The organism is Pseudomonas sp. S3E17, assembly GCF_024168685.1.
Taxonomy (GTDB): Bacteria; Pseudomonadota; Gammaproteobacteria; order Pseudomonadales; family Pseudomonadaceae; genus Aquipseudomonas; species Aquipseudomonas marginalis.
This window is the reverse complement of sequence record NZ_JALJWE010000001.1, coordinates 4,765,178-4,784,066: the sequence shown is the minus strand read 5'-3', so window position 1 is coordinate 4,784,066 and position 18,889 is coordinate 4,765,178. Positions and strand designations below refer to the sequence as shown.

General features: G+C 60.7%; 21 protein-coding genes. 7 read left to right on the top strand and 14 right to left on the bottom strand.

What is annotated here, in order from left to right; translation table 11 throughout:
* The first annotated feature begins 240 nt into the window (after positions 1–240).
* On the top strand, positions 241–888 hold the full coding sequence (locus tag J3D60_RS21640) for a hypothetical protein (RefSeq protein WP_253492716.1): 648 nt from the start codon (positions 241–243) through the stop codon (positions 886–888).
* Positions 889–955: 67 nt separating this feature from the next.
* Here J3D60_RS21640 and J3D60_RS21635 read toward each other — a convergent pair whose 3' ends face one another.
* The 6 genes from J3D60_RS21635 to J3D60_RS21610 all read right to left on the bottom strand — a co-directional run bounded on the left by J3D60_RS21635 (position 956) and on the right by J3D60_RS21610 (position 8,525).
* Positions 956–2,503 carry a SulP family inorganic anion transporter gene (locus J3D60_RS21635; protein WP_253492715.1) on the bottom strand — a complete coding sequence of 516 codons (1,548 nt, stop codon included), beginning with the start codon at positions 2,501–2,503 and terminating at the stop codon, positions 956–958.
* A gap of 84 nt (positions 2,504–2,587) precedes the next feature.
* On the bottom strand, positions 2,588–3,319 hold the full coding sequence (locus J3D60_RS21630; protein WP_027608119.1) for a carbonic anhydrase: 732 nt from the start codon (positions 3,317–3,319) through the stop codon (positions 2,588–2,590).
* A gap of 226 nt (positions 3,320–3,545) precedes the next feature.
* On the bottom strand, positions 3,546–4,604 hold the full coding sequence (locus tag J3D60_RS21625; RefSeq protein WP_253492714.1) for a PA0069 family radical SAM protein: 1,059 nt from the start codon (positions 4,602–4,604) through the stop codon (positions 3,546–3,548).
* Positions 4,605–4,674: 70 nt separating this feature from the next.
* Positions 4,675–5,973 carry a cytochrome c gene (locus J3D60_RS21620; protein WP_253492712.1) on the bottom strand — a complete coding sequence of 433 codons (1,299 nt, stop codon included), beginning with the start codon at positions 5,971–5,973 and terminating at the stop codon, positions 4,675–4,677.
* Between the two features lie 12 nt (positions 5,974–5,985).
* Complete coding sequence (locus tag J3D60_RS21615; RefSeq protein WP_253492711.1) at positions 5,986–7,770, bottom strand: GMC family oxidoreductase; 1,785 nt, start codon at positions 7,768–7,770, stop codon at positions 5,986–5,988.
* Positions 7,771–7,772: 2 nt separating this feature from the next.
* On the bottom strand, positions 7,773–8,525 hold the full coding sequence (locus tag J3D60_RS21610; protein ID WP_253492710.1) for a gluconate 2-dehydrogenase subunit 3 family protein: 753 nt from the start codon (positions 8,523–8,525) through the stop codon (positions 7,773–7,775).
* A 273-nt stretch (positions 8,526–8,798) separates the two neighbouring features.
* Between J3D60_RS21610 and J3D60_RS21605 the strand changes: the two genes are divergently transcribed.
* Positions 8,799–9,485, top strand: a complete 687-nt coding sequence (locus tag J3D60_RS21605; protein WP_253492709.1) for a tyrosine-protein phosphatase — start codon at positions 8,799–8,801, stop codon at positions 9,483–9,485.
* 25 nt (positions 9,486–9,510) lie between these two features.
* Here the strand turns inward: J3D60_RS21605 and J3D60_RS21600 are convergent, their stop codons facing one another.
* Together J3D60_RS21600 and prlC are read right to left on the bottom strand one after the other, a co-directional pair.
* Positions 9,511–9,783 carry a YheV family putative zinc ribbon protein gene (locus J3D60_RS21600; protein WP_027608125.1) on the bottom strand — a complete coding sequence of 91 codons (273 nt, stop codon included), beginning with the start codon at positions 9,781–9,783 and terminating at the stop codon, positions 9,511–9,513.
* Positions 9,780–11,879 (bottom strand): oligopeptidase A, encoded by a 2,100-nt coding sequence (gene prlC / locus J3D60_RS21595; protein WP_174556988.1) that lies wholly within the window; start codon positions 11,877–11,879, stop codon positions 9,780–9,782. Before prlC ends, J3D60_RS21600 begins: the two co-directional genes overlap by 4 nt.
* A gap of 54 nt (positions 11,880–11,933) precedes the next feature.
* On the opposite strand from prlC, the gene J3D60_RS21590 reads away from it, so the two are divergent.
* Positions 11,934–12,476, top strand: a complete 543-nt coding sequence (locus tag J3D60_RS21590; RefSeq protein WP_027608127.1) for a gamma carbonic anhydrase family protein — start codon at positions 11,934–11,936, stop codon at positions 12,474–12,476.
* Positions 12,473–13,132: an HAD family hydrolase gene (locus J3D60_RS21585; protein WP_253492708.1), complete on the top strand. Its 660-nt coding sequence runs from the start codon at positions 12,473–12,475 to the stop codon at positions 13,130–13,132. Before J3D60_RS21590 ends, J3D60_RS21585 begins: the two co-directional genes overlap by 4 nt.
* Before the next feature lie 59 nt (positions 13,133–13,191).
* On the opposite strand, the gene J3D60_RS21580 is transcribed toward J3D60_RS21585, so the two are convergent.
* Positions 13,192–14,232 (bottom strand): aminopeptidase, encoded by a 1,041-nt coding sequence (locus tag J3D60_RS21580; protein WP_253492707.1) that lies wholly within the window; start codon positions 14,230–14,232, stop codon positions 13,192–13,194.
* A 110-nt stretch (positions 14,233–14,342) separates the two neighbouring features.
* Here J3D60_RS21580 and J3D60_RS21575 point away from each other — a divergent pair, with 110 nt between their 5' ends.
* On the top strand, positions 14,343–14,765 hold the full coding sequence (locus tag J3D60_RS21575) for a hypothetical protein (RefSeq protein ID WP_141156382.1): 423 nt from the start codon (positions 14,343–14,345) through the stop codon (positions 14,763–14,765).
* Here the strand turns inward: J3D60_RS21575 and J3D60_RS21570 are convergent, their stop codons facing one another.
* Together J3D60_RS21570 and J3D60_RS21565 are read right to left on the bottom strand one after the other, a co-directional pair.
* Complete coding sequence (locus tag J3D60_RS21570; protein WP_017734725.1) at positions 14,766–15,005, bottom strand: DUF1161 domain-containing protein; 240 nt, start codon at positions 15,003–15,005, stop codon at positions 14,766–14,768.
* 146 nt (positions 15,006–15,151) lie between these two features.
* Positions 15,152–15,583, bottom strand: a complete 432-nt coding sequence (locus tag J3D60_RS21565) for an OsmC family protein (protein ID WP_027608131.1) — start codon at positions 15,581–15,583, stop codon at positions 15,152–15,154.
* Between the two features lie 216 nt (positions 15,584–15,799).
* Here J3D60_RS21565 and J3D60_RS21560 point away from each other — a divergent pair, with 216 nt between their 5' ends.
* The gene (locus J3D60_RS21560; protein ID WP_021491416.1) at positions 15,800–16,801 is read left to right on the top strand and encodes an LLM class flavin-dependent oxidoreductase; all 1,002 of its coding nucleotides are present in this window, start codon (positions 15,800–15,802) and stop codon (positions 16,799–16,801) included.
* Positions 16,802–16,891: 90 nt separating this feature from the next.
* On the opposite strand, the gene J3D60_RS21555 is transcribed toward J3D60_RS21560, so the two are convergent.
* A complete protein-coding gene (locus J3D60_RS21555) occupies positions 16,892–17,116 on the bottom strand; it encodes a DUF1161 domain-containing protein (RefSeq protein ID WP_005783407.1) in 225 nt (74 codons plus the stop codon).
* A 115-nt stretch (positions 17,117–17,231) separates the two neighbouring features.
* Positions 17,232–17,447: a dodecin gene (locus tag J3D60_RS21550; protein WP_027608132.1), complete on the bottom strand. Its 216-nt coding sequence runs from the start codon at positions 17,445–17,447 to the stop codon at positions 17,232–17,234.
* Positions 17,448–17,603: 156 nt separating this feature from the next.
* On the opposite strand from J3D60_RS21550, the gene J3D60_RS21545 reads away from it, so the two are divergent.
* Positions 17,604–17,930 carry a YqjD family protein gene (locus J3D60_RS21545; RefSeq protein ID WP_003170746.1) on the top strand — a complete coding sequence of 109 codons (327 nt, stop codon included), beginning with the start codon at positions 17,604–17,606 and terminating at the stop codon, positions 17,928–17,930.
* A gap of 8 nt (positions 17,931–17,938) precedes the next feature.
* Here J3D60_RS21545 and J3D60_RS21540 read toward each other — a convergent pair whose 3' ends face one another.
* On the bottom strand, positions 17,939–18,835 hold the full coding sequence (locus tag J3D60_RS21540; RefSeq protein ID WP_141156379.1) for a LysR family transcriptional regulator: 897 nt from the start codon (positions 18,833–18,835) through the stop codon (positions 17,939–17,941).
* Positions 18,836–18,889: the final 54 nt, after the last annotated feature.

The window sequence follows — 18,889 nt, the reverse complement described above, 5'->3', positions numbered from 1 at the left end:
GTACAAACCCGAGTATAGACACGCTCTGCAACCCCGCAATGTGTAGGGGCAAATGAGCAAAAATGAGTGGCCAGGCCCAATAAAACCGGGTGCGGAATCGTTTATCCGACCAACGATGGCAATTCGATATAACGCCTTTGCATAACCATGAAATAATTATGACAAATGCGTCTTAGGCGCTCGTATAAACGAGCTACCTTATGCTGTCCCTATTCCTACACCTGCTTCACTGGAGCCTTCATGAACACCGCCGCATTGCGCGAGCAGATTTCCCGTGCCCATCAACACGAATCCAGCACTGGCCAGTTGGCCAAGCAGCTGGAAGAGCAATTGCCGCACCTGCATTCGGCCATTTCCCTGGCTGATGGTGATCGCAACATTGTCATGGCCCGTTTCGTCACGGCCTACATCGATCTAGTACCGGACCTGCTGGACGCCGCCAACGACGTGGCCCGCGAGGCCGGTATCGAAAGCCAGATCAAGCCAGTGCTGAAAATCGCCGAGCATTTCTTCCTGCAGCCCCCCGCCATCCTGGCCGGCCATGAAGGGCTCGACGGCCTGCTGGACGAGGCTTACCTGGCCCATCGCCTGGTGGAAGAGGTCAACGATTTGTATATCAAACACTTTGGCCAGCCACTGATCCCGGCAGATACCACCGTGGCCAACGTGATTGCCCATCAGTTGATCGGCGAAGCATTCGCCAACCAGCTGGATGAAGCCGTTCATCATGCGGTGGATGAAATGCTCAACGAAGACAGCTTTGCACTGGAGTCTGTCGAAGCATATCGCGAACAGCTGAAAAGCCCGGCAACGGAAGCCGCGTGGAAGCGCTGGCCGTGCCTGTCCCGCCAGCTGGGGGTTGAGTTGGCGTTGGACCAGCCGGCTTAAATTCTGAATTCGACACAGAACGAATGTGGGAGGGGGCTTGCCCCTCCCACATTTTGATCCGGTTCCGTCAGCCGATTGAGGGCGCCGAGCCGATCCCTGTCGTCGTCCTGACCCGGCCTTCGAGCCTGCGCTTCAACCCACGCGCCTCGATCACCAGCTTCGAGCCCTTGGCCGCATTCGCCCGCCCCCATTCCTCCAGCAACTCCAGGCAGGAATGGTCGATATAACTCAGGTTACTCAGCGGTACGTGCACAGTCGTGCCCGGAGGCACCGTCGCCAGCACCTGGGTCAACGCCGGCACTTTCAGGAAAGTCGCCGCACCGGTCAAACGCAGCTCCATTTCCCCCTCCGGGGGCAGGTCGATCAGACTGACTTTCAGGCGTGAGGCCTTGAGCGCCAGCTTGACCAGTGTGAGCCCGAAGCCCACCAGCACACCGGTCAGCAGGTCGGTGAAAATGATCGCCAACGCCGTGGCCGCGTAGGTAAACATCGGCATACGCCCATAACGACCGAGGGCCTTGAAGGCCTTGATGTCCACCAGCTTGATCCCGGTGTACACCAACACACCCGCCAGGCTTGCCACAGGAATGCTTTGCAGCACGCTCGACAGCAACAGTACGAACCCCAACAGCCATACACCATGGAACATCGCTGACAACCGCGTGGTGGCACCGGCCTGCACGTTGGCCGAGCTGCGCACGATCACACCGGTCATCGGCAGGGCACCGACCAGGCCGCACAGCATGTTGCCCACACCTTGGGCGGACAATTCCTTATCGAAATCGGAACGCTGGCCGCTGTGCATGCGGTCGACCGCCGCCGCCGACAGCAGGGTTTCGGCACTGGCGATAAACGCCACCGCAAACGCAGCGATCAACAACTGAGGGTCAGCCAGGTTCAACAGGTCGCTGGGACGCAGCCAATCGATGGCGTCGGCGAGGTTCTCCGGGACTTCCACACGCTTGACCTGCAACGCCAGCACCAGGCTGGCCACCGTTGCCAGACCCACGCCCAACAGGGCTCCGGGCACGAAACGCAGGGTTTGCGGACGGAATTTATCCCACAGGTACATCACCAGCATCGTCGACAAACCGAGCAATCCGGCCTGCCACCCCAGGCCGCCGCCCAAGGTAGGAATCGCCTGCACCAGCGCGGCGGGGAAGCCCGCCAGGTTATCCAGCCCTGAGGGCTTGGGCGCACCGTCGAGCATCACATGGATCTGCGATAGCACAATCAATACGCCGATCCCCGCCAGCATCCCGTACACCACTGCTGGCGCCGTGACGCGGAACCAGCAACCCAGGCGCAGACGCCCGGCCACCAACTGCAGGAAACCGGCCAGCAGCAGGATCGGCCCGAGCATCATCATCCCGTGCTGGCGCACCAGCTCGAACACCAAGACCGCCAGACCCGCTGCCGGGCCGCTGACCTGCAGCGGCGAACCCGCCAACCAGCCCACCACCAGGCCACCGATAATCCCGGTGATCAGGCCCTTCGCCGGCGGCATGCCGGACGCGATGGCGATCCCCATGCACAGGGGCAGGGCGACCAGAAACACAACCACGGAGGCGAGCAGCTCCCGTGGCAATACAGTTTTCAATTGAGCAGCACGCATGATGGCTCTCCCGAGGTATTCGCCGGGCGCGGCAAAGCCTGGCTGCATCCATGGCAGCCACCGCTTTACCCGGCAGGGAAGTGTTTAGAAGCGCGCTTTAGGCGTCGCGGAAGGAATCGGCCCTTCGCCGCTTAACGGTCGGAATGCCGACTGATCAGCATCGTAGGCTCGAATTTCACTGGTCTCGATGTTGTAGATCCAGCCGTGAATAAACAGCTGACCATTGGCCATGCGCGACGCCACCGAAGGATGGGTGCGCAAATGCTGCAGTTGGGCGATGACGTTTTCTTCGGTGAGCACTTTCATGCTCTCGCCTTCGTTGGCACAGTCGCAGTTGTCCTCGACCATGGATTTGGCGACTTCGGCATGCCGCAGCCAAGCCCTTACCGTTGGCATCTTCTCCAGGCTGGCGGGGTTGAGGACCGCCCGCATGGCGCCACAATCGGAGTGCCCGCACACGATGATGTGCTGCACGCCCAGGGCCAGTACCGCGTACTCGATGGCAGTGGAAACACCGCCGTTCATCTGCCCATAAGGCGGCACGACGTTACCGACGTTGCGGGTCACGAACAGGTCGCCGGGAGAGCTTTGGGTAATCAGCTCAGGCACGATACGCGAGTCGGCGCAGGTAATGAACATCGCCCGTGGGCTCTGGGCCGTGGCGAGTTTCTTGAAGAGTTCTTCCTGCTGGGGGAAGACGTCGTGATGGAAATGCAAAAAGCCGTCAACGATATGTTTTAGCGCTGCATCGGCAGACTCTGCCACCTGAGGGGCTGAAGCCGACGCAGCCAACGGCTGTTTATCCTTGTCACTCATGATTCATCCTCTTGATTAATGCAGGGGAGTTTTCAGGTCAGTTCGACGCCAGGCCAGTGAAATAGTTGTAAAAGCCACAAACCAGGCTGCCGACTCATCAGTCACTCGCTGAACAAGGTAACCACCGAAACTTAACTCAAACTGAATGAACCGCTCTAGATCGCGGGTTTCAGTGATGTCAAAACGCGACTATTCCTACAGGAACGGTGCATTCTGCCTTTTCAGTCTACAACAATGCCATCTGTCTGCCCGGTGGACAGAACGCTGTGCAATCCAGATTGAAGCCTTCTCTGCGATCGAGCCCCAGGCGTTTGATCGCCTTGCTGAAGCGCTGGGCCAGCAGGTCGGCAAACGGCCCCTCGCCCCGCATGCGGACGCCGAACCGGCTGTCGTAGACCTCACCACCGCGCACCTGGCGTACCAGGCTCATGACATGGGCCGCACGCTGCGGGTAATGCGCCGCCAGCCACTCCTCGAACAGCGGCGCCACCTCCAGCGGCAGGCGCAACATCATGTACGCCGCACTCTGCGCACCGGCGGCATGGGCTTCGGTGAGCAGGCTTTCCAGCTCGCTGTCGTTGATCATCGGGATCATCGGCGAGCACAGCACGCCCACCGGGATGCCCGCCTCGCGCATCACCCGTATGGCCCGCAACCGTGCCTTGGGCGCGGCGGTGCGCGGCTCCAGGATGCGCTTGAGCTCATCATCCAGGCTGGTGAGGCTGATCATCACCGCCACAAGGCGTTGCCTGGCCAGCTCCGCCAGCAGGTCCAGATCGCGCAGGATCAACGAGCCCTTGGTAATGATGGTGACCGGGTGCCGATAACGCAGCAGCACCTCGAGGGTTTGCCGGGTGATCCTGTACTCACGCTCGATAGGCTGGTACGGGTCGGTGTTGGAGCCCAGGTTGATCGGCGCGCACACATAGCCCGGCTTCGACAACTGCTGTTCCAGCACGTCGGCCGCATTGCTCTTGGCGATCAGCTTGGTTTCGAAATCCAGCCCCGGTGACATGTCCCAATAGGCATGACTGGGCCGTGCATAACAGTAAATGCAGCCATGTTCGCAGCCACGATAGGGATTGATGGAGCGGTCGAACGGCAGGTCAGGCGAGTTGTTGCGGGTGATAATGGTCTTGGCCGTTTCGATGCGCACTTCGGTGCCCTCGGTCGGCGGCACTTCCTGGTACCAGCCGTCGTCCTCGGCCACGCTGACGGTGGGCGCAAAGCGGTTGTGCAGGTTGGTGGCCGTGCCCCGTCCACGGGGCGGCAGCGGAGTAGACATGAAAGCGCCTCGATACTGTTTTTATATACAGTATCGAGGCGCGAGGTTCCTGACCAGTGCCGTCTGGCGGTCAGTGCTTTTGGGTGACCTGCCCCAGGTCATCGCCCGAGGTGGTGCGCATGTCGCTCTTGCGCAGGTCGGCCACGTCACTGGCTTTCACCACGGCACCCTGGTTACCCCAACTGCCACGGATGAAACTGACCACATCCGCCACTTCCTGGTCCGACAGGCGCCAGGCGAACGCCGGCATGGTAAAGGTCGACGGCGCCGTGTGAGTGGCCGGCAACGTGCCGCCGTTCAACACGATGTTGATCAACGACGTGGCGTCCGTCGTCTGCACCACCGGGTTGCCCGCCAACGCCGGGAACACCCGCGTGTAACCATGGCCATCGGTACGATGGCAGGCCGCGCAGTTGTCGATATACACCGAGGCGCCGGGCTTGCTGTCATCGCCCTTCCACAGCGCCTCGGCCACCTGCTTGTCATACTGGTGCGGCTGGTCTTTCGGGTCCACCGCCGGCAGGCTCTTGAGGTAACGGGCGATAGCGGTCAGGTCGTCCTGGGACATGTACTGCATGCTATGCACGACCACGTCGCTCATACCGCCAAACACCGCACTGCGATCACTGCGACCGGTCTTGAGGAATTGCACCAGCTGCGCCTCGCTCCAACTGCCGAGGCCGTCCTTATGGTCACCGCGCAGGCTCTTGGCGATCCAGCCTTCCAGTGGCGCGCTGCCGGACAGGAAGGCCTTGCCGTCAGTCGCGCTCAGGGCTTTTTCCTGCATGGTCAGGGCGCGTGGTGTATGGCACGCGCCACAGTGGCCAAGGCCTTCCACCAGGTAGGCGCCCCGGCTGATCACCGGGTCGGCGTCAGCCACGGCAGGCTTATCCACCACCTCAGGGGCAAACATCCAGCGCCACGCCGCCAACGGCCAACGCATGCTCAACGGCCACGGAATGTCGCTGTCCTTGTTCGCCTGGGCGACCGGTTCCACACCCTTCATGAAGTACGCATACAACGCCTGCATGTCGCTTTCGCTGACGCGCGCATAGGACGGGTAGGGCATCGCCGGGTAAAGCGTACTACCACTCTTGGCGACACCGTGACGCACGGCCTTGTCGAAGTCCTCGAAGCTGTAGTCGCCCAGGCCGGACTTGTCCGGGGTGATGTTGGTGGAATAGATCACACCGATGGGGGTTTCCATCGGCAGGCCACCGGCGAACGGTTTGCCGCCCTTGGCGGTGTGGCAGGCCACGCAGTCGCCGGCACGGGCCAGGTATTCGCCCTGCTTGATCAGGTCGGTTTCGGCGGCACTGATCGAGCAGCTGCTGAGCAGGACAAACGTCGCGATAACAAATGCTTTCATGGTCATCGCTCCTTATGCCTGAACCAGCGGGCCGGGGTTTTTCAGGTACTGCTCGCGGATCGCCCGGGCCGACCAGTAGGTCAATGCCGCCACCAGGCCGGTAGGGTTGTAGCCCAAGCCCTGTGGGAAAGCGGATGCGCCGGGGACAAACACGTTGTGCACATCCCAGCACTGCAAGTAGCGGTTCAGCGCACTGGTCTTCGGGTCGGTCCCCATGATCGCGCCACCGTTGAGGTGGGTGGTCTGGTAGGACGCGGTGTTGAAGTGCTCACCGACTTTTTTGCCCAGCACGGCTATCGCCTTGGGGTTCATCGCTTCGGCGACCTTGCCCATTTTCTCGACCATGAAGCGGTTCATCTTGATGTCGTTTTCCTGCCAGTCGAACGTCATGCGCAGCAACGGCAGGCCATAGGCATCGCGGTAGACCGGGTCCAGATCCAGGTAGTTACCCCGGTAGGATTGATGGGCACCGTGTGCATCCATCGACACCTGGTGGGTGTAGTAATCGGCGGTGGCGCGCTTCCAGGCACTGCCCCAGGCCGGCGTGCCGGGCGGGTTGGACGTACCGGCAATCGGCCGGCTGCCGGCCTGGTTGACCCACATCGGCGAACCGCCCACAAAGCCATGGGGCCCGTGATCGAAGTTGTCGGCGTTGAAGTCATCGATGGCCACGCCATTGCCGCCGGCACCGATAAAGTTGTTGGTATGGGTGTCCTTGTCGAAGAACGCCTTGATGGTGGCCATGTTCTGGTAGGCAAAGTTCCTGCCCACCACACCCTCATTGGTTATCGGGTCGTAAGGCTTGCCGATGCCCGACAGCAGCATCAGCCGCACGTTGTGGAACTGGAACGCGCCGAGGATCACCAGGTCTGCCGGTTGTTCGCACTCTCGGCCCTGGGCGTCGATGTAGGTCACGCCGGTGGCCTTGCTCTTGGTGCTGTCCAGATTGACCTTGAGCACGTGGGAGTTGGGCCGCAGCTCGAAATTCGGCACCTGGCGCAGCGCCGGCAGGATGTTCACGTTCGGCGAGGCCTTGGAGTACATGTAGCACACGTAGCCGCTGCAAAAACCGCAGAAGTTGCACGGGCCCATCTGCGCGCCGTAGGGGTTGGTGTAAGGCCCCGAGGTATTGGCTGAGGGCAGGCTGTAGGGCTTGTACCCGACGCTGGCGGCGGCTTTCTGAAACAGCTGTGCGGAGACTGTGTTCTTTTGCGCCTCCAACGGAAACGGGTTGGAACGGTCCGGCGCATAGGGGTTGCCGCCACGCCCTTCGCCCACCACCTGGCCTTTCACGGTCCAGGCCTGGCCTGAGGTGCCGAAGACTTTTTCCGCATAGTCGAAAAACGGCTCCAGCTCTTCGTAGCTCACGCCGAAGTCCTGGATGGTCATGTCCTTGGGAATGAAATGCTTGCCGTAGCGCTCTTCGTAATGGCTGCGCATGCGCAGTTCAATCGGATCGACACGGAAATGCACGCCCGACCAGTGCAAGCCCGCACCGCCCACGCCGTTACCCGGCAAAAACGCGCCGAGCTGACGGTTAGGCAAGGCAACGTCATTCACACTATGGCGAATCGTCACCGTCTCCTTGGAGATGTCCTGGAAGAGTTTTTTACGCACGCTGTAGGTCAGTTCGTCGATGACCTGGGGATAGTTGCCGTCCGGGTAAGTGTCCTGCATCGGGCCGCGCTCCAGCGCCAGCACGTTCAGTCCGGCTTCCGTCAGCTCCTTGGCCATGATCGCGCCGGTCCAGCCGAAGCCGACAATCACCGCATCCACTTTCTTCATGATGGTCGCCACGTTTATGCCCTCTCGCCGCGGATGGATACTGCCGGGAAGGGGTACTGCTCGTTGCGTTCCACCCAGTCCATGAAATCGGCGCGGGCGCCGGGGAAGCCGATCATGGTCCAGCCGACCATGCCTTTGTTGCCACCATGGATCGGGTCGCAGAAGAAGCCTTCCTTGGTGTTTTGCAGCAGCAGGTTGAAGAACATCTTCGGCGGCACCGCGTCAAAATGTGCCGTGACCTCACTGCCGCCCGCCTCCAGGCGCCGCAACATATCGTCTCGGGTAGCGCTGTCTTGCGCAGCAAAAACTTTGCCGTTGAACGCCTTCGACCAGGCATCCGTCGCGGCAATACCCAGGCGATAGATATCCTTGGGCACCAATTTGCTCTGCCAGCCCATCTCCGGCGGCGCATCGGCATTAAACGGGCCTTGCATGAACCACAGAGCACCGCTGGCGTAAGGCGTGTTCATCTGCCGGTCGATGTACTCCGGCGCGCCAGCTTCCAGGGCGCCGGGGCCTTGGGCATCGGCCGGGATCAGACGCTCGACGGCAGCGTTGATAAACGCCCATTCCTCGGCAGTGAAATAGCTTGGCTCGTAGGCTTTTTCGCTGGCCGCAGGCTTGGCTGGCGCAGCCTCGACCGGCGCAGGCGTCGCCATCAGCATCGAACCGCCAAGGCCGGTGCTGGCAACCGTGACCACCGGGATCAAGGTCAAGGATTTGCGTAGAAAGTCACGCCGGGGGTTGTCTCGATCTTGATCAGACATGGTGGCACCTCATCATGTGGTCACGGGTTATCAGCCGCTTCTAGGGAGTGGCTTGGCGTTGTCGGGCGGCGAACTGGATCCAGGCGATCCAGGGAGATAGAGCGCAGCGCGCAAACAATAGTTACAAATGATAGCAGCCTAAGCATCGAGAGAATCGCTTCAGCGACTAAAGATTGAGGATTCACGATTCTTTGACGCACACCTCACACCTCCTTGACCCGCCGTGACCGACTCTGGGCGCTATTAACCACTCCCTATAGGGTGACGTCGCCCATGTACAAGCATCATTGGTTGCCGGCCCTGGGCCTGGCGTTCATGGCACTGTTCACCACAGCTTTTGCGCGGGCCGATGACACTACGTCCCTGCGTTCTCCAGAATGGGCCCAGCCAGTGGGCGACCGCTACAACCTGCATCAAATGACGCCCACGCTCTATCGCAGCGCATTGCCGGATAGCAAGGCAGCACCGTTGCTGGAACAGCTCAAGATCGGCACCGTGATCAACTTCCTGCCCGAGCCCGATAGCAACTGGCTGAAGGCGCCAGGCATCCGTCAGGTTCAGTTGAGTTATCGCACCAACCATGTGGATGACTCTGACGTGCTGGCAGCACTCAGGGCGATCAAGGAAGCGGAAGCTGACGGCCCGGTGCTGATGCACTGCAAGCACGGCTCTGACCGCACCGGCCTGATGGCGGCGATGTATCGCGTGGTGATCCAGGGATGGAGCAAGGAGGATGCGCTGAACGAGATGACCCTGGGCGGTTTCGGCACCAGTAACGGCTTCAAGGACGGCGTTCGCTACATGATGAGGGCCGATATCGACAAGTTGCGCACAGCCTTGGCGAATGGCGATTGCAGCACCAGCGCGTTTGCCTTGTGCTCAATGAACAGCTGGCTGAACCCGGCGAGCAAGGATCACGACCCCGCCGAGGAAAAAACCGCACTGCTGGTTACCCCCTGAGACGCACTCCCAGGGGGTAGACGAGTCAGTCTTTCTTCAGCTTCGGGTTAGGGAAAAACTGCACCGCCTGCACCTTCGGATCCGGCGCTTTCAACGCCGATGTATTGACCCGCGTGCCCAATTCCTTGGGCACCGACAGGCCTTGATCATTCAGCGTATCGGTATACCCGCAGGCCACGCACTCACGATGCGGCACGCTGTCCTCGGTCCACATCTTCAACTTGTCCGGCTCGCTGCACGCCGGGCAGACCGCCCCGGCGATAAATTGCTTTTTGGTAATCACAGGCCCTTCACTCATGCTGCTGCGTCCTCACTCAGGCCGCTGTGGCGCAAGAGTGCGTCAATCGACGGGGCACGTCCGCGGAAGTCGACGAACAGCACCATCGGTGCCTGGGAACCGCCGCGCGCCAGGATCGCCTCGCGGAAGGCACGGCCGGTCTCGGCATTGAGCACACCGTCTTCTTCGAATTTGGAGAAGGCATCCGCCGACAGCACTTCGGCCCATTTGTAGCTGTAGTAGCCCGCGGCATAACCGCCGGCGAAGATGTGCGCAAAGCTGTTGGGGAAGCGGTTGTAGGCCGGAGGACGCATCACCGACACCTCATCGCGCACGCCTTCGAGCACCTGCGCCACGCTGCGGCCATCGCCATGGGTGGCATGCAACTCGAAGTCGAACAGCGAGAACTCCAACTGGCGCACCATCATCAGGCCGGACTGGAAGTTCTTCGCCGCGAGCATTTTTTCCAGCAGGTCCTGGGGCAGTGGCTCGCCGCTTTCATAGTGGCCGGAGATCAGCGCCAGGCCTTCCGGCTCCCAGCACCAGTTCTCCATGAACTGGCTCGGCAACTCCACCGCATCCCACGCCACGCCATTGATACCGGACACGCCGGCATGCTCTACGCGGGTCAGCAGGTGATGCAGGCCATGGCCGAATTCGTGGAACAGGGTGGTCACTTCATCGTGGGTCAGCAGGGCAGGTTTGCCGCTGTCGGCCGGGGTGAAGTTGCACACCAGATTCGCCACCGGGCTTTGCAGCACACCGTCGATGGTGCGACGACGGTCGCGCGCGCCGTCCATCCAGGCACCGCCACGCTTGTTGGCGCGGGCGTAGAGGTCGAAGAAGAAGCGCCCGACGTGCTGGCCGTTTTCCTTGATTTCAAACAGGCGAACATCCGGGTGCCAGGTGTCGAAGCCTTTTTGCTCGGCAATCTCGATGCCGTACAAACGCTGCACAATGGCGAACAGGCCGCCCAGCACCTTGTCGATCGGGAAGTAGGCGCGCAGGGCTTCCTGGGACACGCTATAGCGCTGCTCACGCAGCTTTTCGCCGTAGAAACCGCTGTCCCAGCTTTGCAGGTCGGCGCAGCCTTGTTCGGCGGCGTAGGCCTTGAGCTGTTGCAGGTCCTGGGCAGCGAACGGCTTGCTGCGCTTGGCCAGGTCCCGCAGAAAGCTCAGCACCTGGTCGCTGGACTCGGCCATCTTGGTAGCCAGGCTCAGCTCGGAGAACGAGGCGTAACCCAAAAGCTTGGCCAGTTCCTGACGCAGGTCGAGGATCTGTTCCATCACCGGGCCGTTATCGTTCTGACCGGCATTCGGGCCTTGGTCTGACGCACGGGTGCAGTAGGCCGCGTAGATTTCTTCGCGCAGGGCGCGGTCCTGGGCGTAGGTCATGACCGCGTAGTAGCTTGGAAACTCCAGAGTGATCAGCCAACCGTCGAGGCCTTTGGCCTGCGCGGCAGCAGCCATCTGCGCCTTGGCCGAATCGGTCAGGCCGGCAAGGGTGGCTTCCTCGGTGACGTGCTTGGTCCACGCCTGGGTGGCGTCCAGCAGTTGGTTGGAGAATTTGCTGCCCAGCTCGGAAAGCTTGCTCTGCACCTCGGCATAACGTTTTTGCTGCTCAGGCGGCAAATCGATACCCGAGAGGCGGAAGTCGCGCAAGGAATGTTCGAGGATGGTTTTTTGCGCCACATCGAAACCGGCGGCTTCCGGGCTGTTGGCCAGGGCTTCGAAGGCCTGGAACAGCGCGCGGTTCTGGCCCATCTCGGTGGAGTAGGCGCTCAATGCCGGCAGGCACGCCTCGTAGGCTTCGCGCAGCTCGGCGCTGTTGCACACGGCGTTGAGGTGGCTGACCGGGCTCCAGGCGGCGCCCAGGCGATCATTCAATTCGTCCATGGCCAGCACCAGGCCGGCCCATGTCGGATTTTTACCCTGGCTTTGCAGGATGCCTTCGATGGCAACACGGTTATCGGCGAGGATCTGTTCGATGGCCGGTTGCACGTGCTCGGCACGGATCGCCGAGAACGGCGGCAGGTCGTAGGACTGCAGAAGAGGGTTGTTCGCGCTCACGGTTGGCACCTTGGCTGAAGAAACATGTAAGAACAAAGATGGGGCCATCTTAATTACAATCAACGCCCACCGCAGCTATCAGCACATAAGAGAGAGGCTATCGTGACCCTTCGCACCTATCAGAATCACACGCCAACCCTGGGCGCCGGGGCTTTTGTCGATATTTCGGCGGTGGTGATCGGCGATGTCGAAATCGGCACCGACAGCTCGGTCTGGCCGCTGACCGTGATTCGCGGCGACATGCACCGCATCCGTATCGGCGCGCGCACCAGCGTGCAGGACGGCTGCGTGCTGCACATTACCCATGCCGGACCGTTCAATCCTGACGGTTTCCCGCTGCTGATCGGCGATGACGTGACCATCGCCCACAAGGTCATGCTGCATGGCTGCACGGTGGGCAACCGGATTTTGATCGGCATGGGCAGCATCGTGATGGACGGCGCCGTGGTGGAAGACGACGTCATCATCGGCGCCGGCAGCCTGGTGCCACCGGGCAAGAAACTCGACAGTGGTTTTTTGTATGTGGGCAGCCCGGTTAAACAAATCCGCCCGCTGACTGACAAGGAACGCGCCTTTTTCACCTACAGCGCCGCCAACTACGTGAAGCTCAAAGACCTGCACCTGGCTGAAGGATTCGACCAATGACCCTCCCTTACCAAACCGTCCTGTTCGACCTGGATGGCACCCTCACCGACCCACGGGAGGGCATCACCCGCTCGATCCAGTACGCCCTTGGCAAACTGGGCATCGACGAACCCGACCTGACCCAGCTCGAACACTTCATCGGCCCGCCGTTGCTGCAAGCCTTCATGCAGTTCTACGACTTCGATGAGGCCAAGGCCTGGGAGGCGGTGAATTTCTACCGCGAGCGCTTCAAGGTCACCGGGCTGTATGAAAACCGCGTATTCGACGGCGTGATGCCGCTGCTCGAAGACCTGGGCAAGCAGGGCCGCCAGTTGTACGTCGCCACGTCCAAGCCCTGGGTGTTTGCCCGCGAGATCGCGCGGCATTTCGATTTTGCCAGGCACTTCAAGGTGATCTACGGCAGCGAACTGGACGGGACACGCACCAACAAGGTCGAGTTGATTGCGCATGTGCTCCGCGAAGAAGGCCTGGATCCGGCCACTACCTTGATGATCGGTGATCGTAAGCACGACCTGATCGGGGCGCGCAGCAATGGTGTGGATTCGGCGGCCGTCGGTTATGGGTTTGGCAGTTTCGAAGAGTTGAACGCCGAGGCGCCGACCTGGCATTTCGAGACGTTGGCGCAGATGCATCAGGCGTTTTTGCAACGGCCCTGAGGCCGCCATCGGGAGCAAGCCTCCTCCCACATTGGGAGCGGCTTGCCCCCGATGAGGCTCTACAGATCAGGACCTTCCAACCGCCTCAACGCAGCCTTGCGCTGCGCCACCGGCAACTCGCCCATCTTCTCCACTGCGGCGTAAAACTTGCGCCAATCCCCGCCTTCCTGCCTGAACAACGCCGCAAACGCCGGCACCCACCGGTCATACAGCCCGAACGGCAACAACCGCGCATTGTTCATCGGCAGGTTCATCCAGGCGTCATAACGCTTGTCCCCGCCCCATTGGCTATCGCGCATCTGCCGGTACTCACGGCGCAACGCCTCGAATTCGGCCGCCTTGGCCTGGCGCATCGCCTCGACGGACAGCGGTTGCACGTAGAGTTTTTCCAGGCGCTTACGGGTATCGAGGATCAGTTGGGTAAATTGGTCCCGCTGCTGCGTCGAATTGCCAAGCGGCGCCAGGCCCTGGGCCGCGCGCCACTGGCGGGTACCTTCCTGCTCGACGAAGCTGGCAAACGACTCGTTGAATTCGGTGTCATCCTTCACGTAGAACCGCTGGTGCGCCAGCTCATGGAAGATCAGTGTGGCCAAGCGTTCGTCGCCCCAGTTCATCATCGAATTCATGATCGGGTCGTTGAACCAACCCAGGGTGGAATAGGCTTCGACGCCACCCATCGATACGTCCATGCCTTGCTGGCGCAACAACGCCGCCTCACCTCGCGCCGCGCCCTGGCGGTAATAGCCGCGATAGGCCACGCAACCGGCAATGGGGAAGCAATGGGTTTGAGGAGCCAAGGAAAACTCCTGCGTGGCGAAGACATTCCAGACCACATAGGGTCGACCAATATCCGCATACAACCGGTAACTTTGGTTGTCCGGCAAATGCAGGTGTTCGCTGGCGAAGGTTCGGGCTTTCTGTGCTTGAGCCAGATGATCACGCAGCCCCTGCGGCCGCGACGGATCAGCGATGACCTCGGCAACCGGTTCACGGGCTCGCAACAGCTGCCACTGGCCGCCCGCCAATTGGCTGTAGTAACTGACGCTGGAACAGCCACTGAGCAGCACGACTATCAACCCTGGAAGAAAACGCCTGACCATGCCCCGACCGCTCCTGGGTGATGTGTTCGCCAGACTATCGCGCCTGAAGGGGATTTTTCCATGGCGTGGCGTGTTTATACTCAAACCTCTCCTTGCGTTGAGTACCTGCCATGCGCCAGCTCCTGCTTCCCATCGTCGCCCTGTTGCTCAGCGCCTGCGCTTCGACCCCCCTGCCGCCGGTCGACCCGCATCAGGCCTGGGTCGATTTCGCTACGCCAACGCCGGGTGCCAAGCTGGTGATGGCGCAACGCCTGGATGGTAAGAACCTGCCGGACGGACGCTACTTCCAGGTGCCCCCGGGCAGTCACGAGTTGATGGTGCGCTTCGATTTCGAGGTGCCGACCGGCGGCAGCCTCAATGGCTTTGGGCAAACGGCCGACCGCACCTGTTTCATCACGCTGCAGTACGACCATTTCGAGGCTGGCCAACGCTATCGCCTGGAAGGGCGCTCATTGGCCTTCACGCCGAATATCCGGCTGTATAACGCCGCTCGCCAATTGCTGGCGGAAGAGCGCAGCGTCAACTGTCTCTGATCAATCGTTGTTCTTCTGATAGATGATGGCTTTGGTACCGTTCTCACAGCTGCCGACAACCATGGCGACGTCGTGCTTGTCAGCCTCTTCCTTGCTGACAATTTCCAAGGTGTAGGACGGAACCGCGTTCGCCTGGATCTTGACCTCAATCTCTTTCCTGAGCTCTTCGCAGTCTTTTGGTGCGGCCACAGCCGATGTGGCCAACACACCGCAAATGATCGCCAAAGCAAAACGTTTCATGTGTGAAGCTCCCTGAATGCATGCGCACGGGTGTGCGCCTAAGGCTGCATAGGCTATAGGACCACATTCGGGAAACACGAGTTCTGATTTAACGCAGAACAAAATGTGGGAGGAGGCTGGCCCCCTCCCACAGTGGGCCTGCAATATCAGCTGACCAGCGTGGCATCCAGGCTGATCTTCGCATTCAGTACCTTGGACACCGGGCACCCTTCCTTGGCTTTCTTGCTCAATTCATCGAACTGCGCCTGGCTGGCACCTGGAATCTTGGCCTTGAGCACCAAGTGCACGGCGGTGATCGCGAAGCCGCCATCGACCTGGTCCAGGGTCACTTCGGCCTGGGTGTCGATGCTGTCAGCCTTGAGCCCGGCGTCGCCAAGAATCATGGAAAAGGCCATGGAGAAACAGCCGGCGTGGGCCGCGCCAATCAGTTCTTCAGGATTGGTACCCTTGCCGCCTTCGAAACGGGCCTTGAAGCCGTAGGGCGCTTCGCGCAGCACGCCGGTTTCGGTGGAAATGGAGCCCAGGCCAGTCTTCAGATCACCTTCCCAATGCGCGGATGCCTTTTTAACGATACTCATAGCTTTCTCCTCGAACGGTGGTTTTGCGTCGGTAAGGTTCTGAGGATAGACGCGCCGGCAAAGTTCACTTGTAAGAGAAACCTAGCGATTAAGTAGGAAATTTAACCTTCCCTATTGAATCTCGGGTATATGCCCTCATTGCATAGGATATGCACATTGAAGCGGCAGGTTCTGGTTCGTCTAAGAAGCCTGCGCCCCCATTGGAGAAGCAGGCTTATGAAATCGCTGTCCGACGTAAAGTTCTCGACCCTCGACCTGGTGCCGGTGCGCGCCAACGGCAGCCCGGCGCAGTCGCTGCGCAATTCCCTGGATTTGGCCCAGCATGTGGAAAAGTTCGGCTACAACCGTTTCTGGGTGGCGGAACACCACAATATGGATGGCATCGCCAGCTCGGCCACCTCGGTATTGCTGGGTTACCTGGCCGGCGGTACCTCGACGATTCGTGTCGGCTCCGGCGGCGTGATGCTGCCCAACCATGCACCGCTGGTGATCGCCGAGCAGTTCGGCACCCTGGAAAGTCTCTACCCCGGCCGTATCGACCTGGGCCTGGGCCGCGCACCCGGCTCCGACCAGATGACCGCTCGCGCCCTGCGCCGTGAACGCTCCGGCAGCGCGGATGACTTCCCGGAAGACGTGGCCGAGCTGATGGCCTACCTCGGCCCACGCACACCGGACCAACGGGTGATTGCGGTGCCCGGCACCGGCACCAACGTACCGGTATGGTTGCTGGGTTCCAGCCTGTTCAGCGCGCAACTGGCGGGCGAACGCGGTTTGCCCTACGCCTTCGCCTCCCATTTCGCACCGCGTTTGATGCACGAGGCGATTCGCGTGTACCGCAACCACTTCAAGCCCTCGGCCGTGCTGGACAAGCCTTACGTGATGCTCGGCATTCCCTTGGTTGCCGCCGACACCGATGAACAGGCCGACTACCTGGCCACCTCGGTGTACCAGCGCATCCTTGCCTTGATGCGTGGGCAAAGCCTGGTGCAGCGCCCACCGGTGAAAACCATGGACGGCCTGTGGCTGCCCCATGAAAAAGATGCAGTCGGCAGTTTCCTCGGACTGGCAATGGTGGGCAGCCCGGCTAAGATCCGCGCCAAGCTGGAAGTGCTGATCGAACAGACCGGCGCCGACGAATTGATCTTCACCTGCGACCTGTACGAGCACGCCGATCGGATTCATTCCTACGAGCTGCTGGCACAGCTGATGAAGGGCTAAACCCCCAGGCGAAAAAAAACCGACGCACCTGTGGTGAGGGAGCTTGCTCCCTCACCACAGGTGCGTCGGCTTCAAGCCTGCCACACGGGATTAACCGCGCTTGTAGACGATTTCCTTGGTACCACCCTCACAGGTGCCAACCACTTTAGCGTCAGTCGAGGCGCCTTTATCCACGACTTCCAGCGAATAACCCGAAGCGCCCTTGGCGTCGATTTTCGCTGCAATTTCACTTTTCAGCTCTTCACAAGGCTTGCCCGCCGCCAGGGCCGTGCCCGCAATGCTCAACAAACCTACCGCTAACAGGAACTTCTTCATCCGTCACTTTCCTTGCGCTGATTGAAACGAGCGTGCCGACGCTGCAGGCATCGGCACCCATTGTTTGTAGCGCAGGTTATGGCAATCGGCCAGCCGGCAAGTTCAACCAGTGCGATCAACTACTGGCAATTCGAAACCCCACCTTGAGCGTGACCTGGTAGTGGGCGACCTTGCCGTCCTTGATATGACCACGGGTCTCCGTCACCTCAAACCACTCCAAGTGCTTGATGCTCTTGTTGGCTTCGGCCAGGGCATTGTTGATTGCGTCTTCGATGCTGGTGGTGGAAGAACCTACCAATTCGACTTTCTTGTAGGTGTGATGATCAGACATGGTGTTTCTCCTGAGGGTCGTCAATAAAGCCTAGCAGTCATTGTTCATACTGCTTCTGGCGACCGTTCCTACCCGAAAGTTCAGATTTACTGCACTTTCTGAAAACGCTGGAGTCGGTATCTACACACGCCACTCAATCACTTCAGGAGAATTCACATGGCCAACACTTCTTTACGCAAAGCGTCGCTGGAAAGCATGGAAGCCGAGATTTCGAGCCTGCTCAAGTCCCTTGAGAGCCTCAAGGACGATGCGTCGGATGAGTCGCGCAAAACCCTGAAGGCCCTGAAAAGCAATGCCGAGAATGCCCTCAAGCACTCCCGTCACCTGATCAGCGATGCCTACGAAGAAAGCAAAGTCAAAATCCGCGAAACCGGTGTTGCTACCCGAGACTACGCACAAGAGCACCCATGGACCACCGCCGGCGTCGCCGTTGGCGCACTGGGCCTGCTGGCAGCTTACCTGCTGTGCAAACGCGGTGACTGATTGACCGGCTACACCGGCTGGCGCGCCAGCTCAGCCTTGAGCCAGTGCGCCAACTGACCCGCACGCCCGTCTGCGGCACGCTTGGGTAGCCACAACGCCAGGTGCGCCGGGGTTTCACTGAAACCCCACGGCGCCACCAGGCGACCCGCGCGCAGGTCCTCTGCTACCAGCGGTTCTGGCGCAATCGCCACGCCCAACCCCGCAACCGCCGCTTCCAGCAAATAATACAAATGCTCAAAACCCTGGCCGTGTTTCAGCGCGCCGGGCTCTATGCCGTGCTGTTGCGCCCAACTGGGCCAGGCTTGCGGACGGGACGTGGTGTGCAATAAAGCTTCGCCACACAAGGCGTGCGGCGGCGCCTGGCGCAGGCGCTCGTAGCCAGCAAAACGCGGGCTCATCACCGGGCCGATACGCTCGCTCGCCAGTTCATATACCTGCATATCCGCCGGCCACGGCGGTTCGGCGAAGACCAGCAGGGCATCGAGACCGGGGCGTCGAGGGTCGAGGTCGCCGTCGCCCGCCGACAGGTGCAGGCGCAGGTCCGGCAGGTCGGCATTCAAGCGCCCCAGGCGCGGGATCAACCAACGCGCCAGAAGACTGCCTGAGCAGCCGAGCACGAAAGGTGCGTCGGCGCTGGCCTGGGTGAGTTCGGCGCACACGTCCCGCAAGCGCTCGAACGCCTCGGCGCTGGCATCTCGCAACCGCACACCTGCATCTGTGAGTTTAAGGCCGCGCCCGTCCTTGATGAACAGGCTGACACCCAAATGCTCCTCCAGCACTTTCAACTGGCGGCTGACCGCACCGTGTGTCACGTGCAATTGCTCGGCAGCCTGGCTGACGCTGTTGAGGCGGGCAGTGGCTTCAAATGCGCGCAGGGCATTGAGGGGCGGGAGGTCGCGGCTCATCTGTGAGTTTTCCTGACAGGTTGCAGCGATCTTATCGGTTTTCAGCGCCGGATG

Excerpts from the sequence above, each read along its gene's own strand:
- J3D60_RS21640 (WP_253492716.1), top strand. The coding sequence starts at position 241 with ATGAACACCGCCGCATTGCGCGAGCAGATTTCCCGTGCCCATCAACAC.
- J3D60_RS21605 (WP_253492709.1), top strand. The coding sequence starts at position 8,799 with ATGTACAAGCATCATTGGTTGCCGGCCCTGGGCCTGGCGTTCATGGCA.
- prlC (WP_174556988.1), bottom strand. The coding sequence starts at position 11,879 with ATGGCCCCATCTTTGTTCTTACATGTTTCTTCAGCCAAGGTGCCAACC.
- J3D60_RS21545 (WP_003170746.1), top strand. The coding sequence starts at position 17,604 with ATGGCCAACACTTCTTTACGCAAAGCGTCGCTGGAAAGCATGGAAGCC.
- J3D60_RS21575 (WP_141156382.1), top strand. The coding sequence starts at position 14,343 with ATGCGCCAGCTCCTGCTTCCCATCGTCGCCCTGTTGCTCAGCGCCTGC.
- J3D60_RS21600 (WP_027608125.1), bottom strand. The coding sequence starts at position 9,783 with ATGAGTGAAGGGCCTGTGATTACCAAAAAGCAATTTATCGCCGGGGCG.
- J3D60_RS21560 (WP_021491416.1), top strand. The coding sequence starts at position 15,800 with ATGAAATCGCTGTCCGACGTAAAGTTCTCGACCCTCGACCTGGTGCCG.
- J3D60_RS21630 (WP_027608119.1), bottom strand. The coding sequence starts at position 3,319 with ATGAGTGACAAGGATAAACAGCCGTTGGCTGCGTCGGCTTCAGCCCCT.
- J3D60_RS21620 (WP_253492712.1), bottom strand. The coding sequence starts at position 5,973 with ATGAAAGCATTTGTTATCGCGACGTTTGTCCTGCTCAGCAGCTGCTCG.
- J3D60_RS21570 (WP_017734725.1), bottom strand. The coding sequence starts at position 15,005 with ATGAAACGTTTTGCTTTGGCGATCATTTGCGGTGTGTTGGCCACATCG.
- J3D60_RS21550 (WP_027608132.1), bottom strand. The coding sequence starts at position 17,447 with ATGTCTGATCATCACACCTACAAGAAAGTCGAATTGGTAGGTTCTTCC.
- J3D60_RS21565 (WP_027608131.1), bottom strand. The coding sequence starts at position 15,583 with ATGAGTATCGTTAAAAAGGCATCCGCGCATTGGGAAGGTGATCTGAAG.
- J3D60_RS21540 (WP_141156379.1), bottom strand. The coding sequence starts at position 18,835 with ATGAGCCGCGACCTCCCGCCCCTCAATGCCCTGCGCGCATTTGAAGCC.
- J3D60_RS21625 (WP_253492714.1), bottom strand. The coding sequence starts at position 4,604 with ATGTCTACTCCGCTGCCGCCCCGTGGACGGGGCACGGCCACCAACCTG.
- J3D60_RS21585 (WP_253492708.1), top strand. The coding sequence starts at position 12,473 with ATGACCCTCCCTTACCAAACCGTCCTGTTCGACCTGGATGGCACCCTC.
- J3D60_RS21580 (WP_253492707.1), bottom strand. The coding sequence starts at position 14,232 with ATGGTCAGGCGTTTTCTTCCAGGGTTGATAGTCGTGCTGCTCAGTGGC.
- J3D60_RS21555 (WP_005783407.1), bottom strand. The coding sequence starts at position 17,116 with ATGAAGAAGTTCCTGTTAGCGGTAGGTTTGTTGAGCATTGCGGGCACG.
- J3D60_RS21635 (WP_253492715.1), bottom strand. The coding sequence starts at position 2,503 with ATGCGTGCTGCTCAATTGAAAACTGTATTGCCACGGGAGCTGCTCGCC.
- J3D60_RS21610 (WP_253492710.1), bottom strand. The coding sequence starts at position 8,525 with ATGTCTGATCAAGATCGAGACAACCCCCGGCGTGACTTTCTACGCAAA.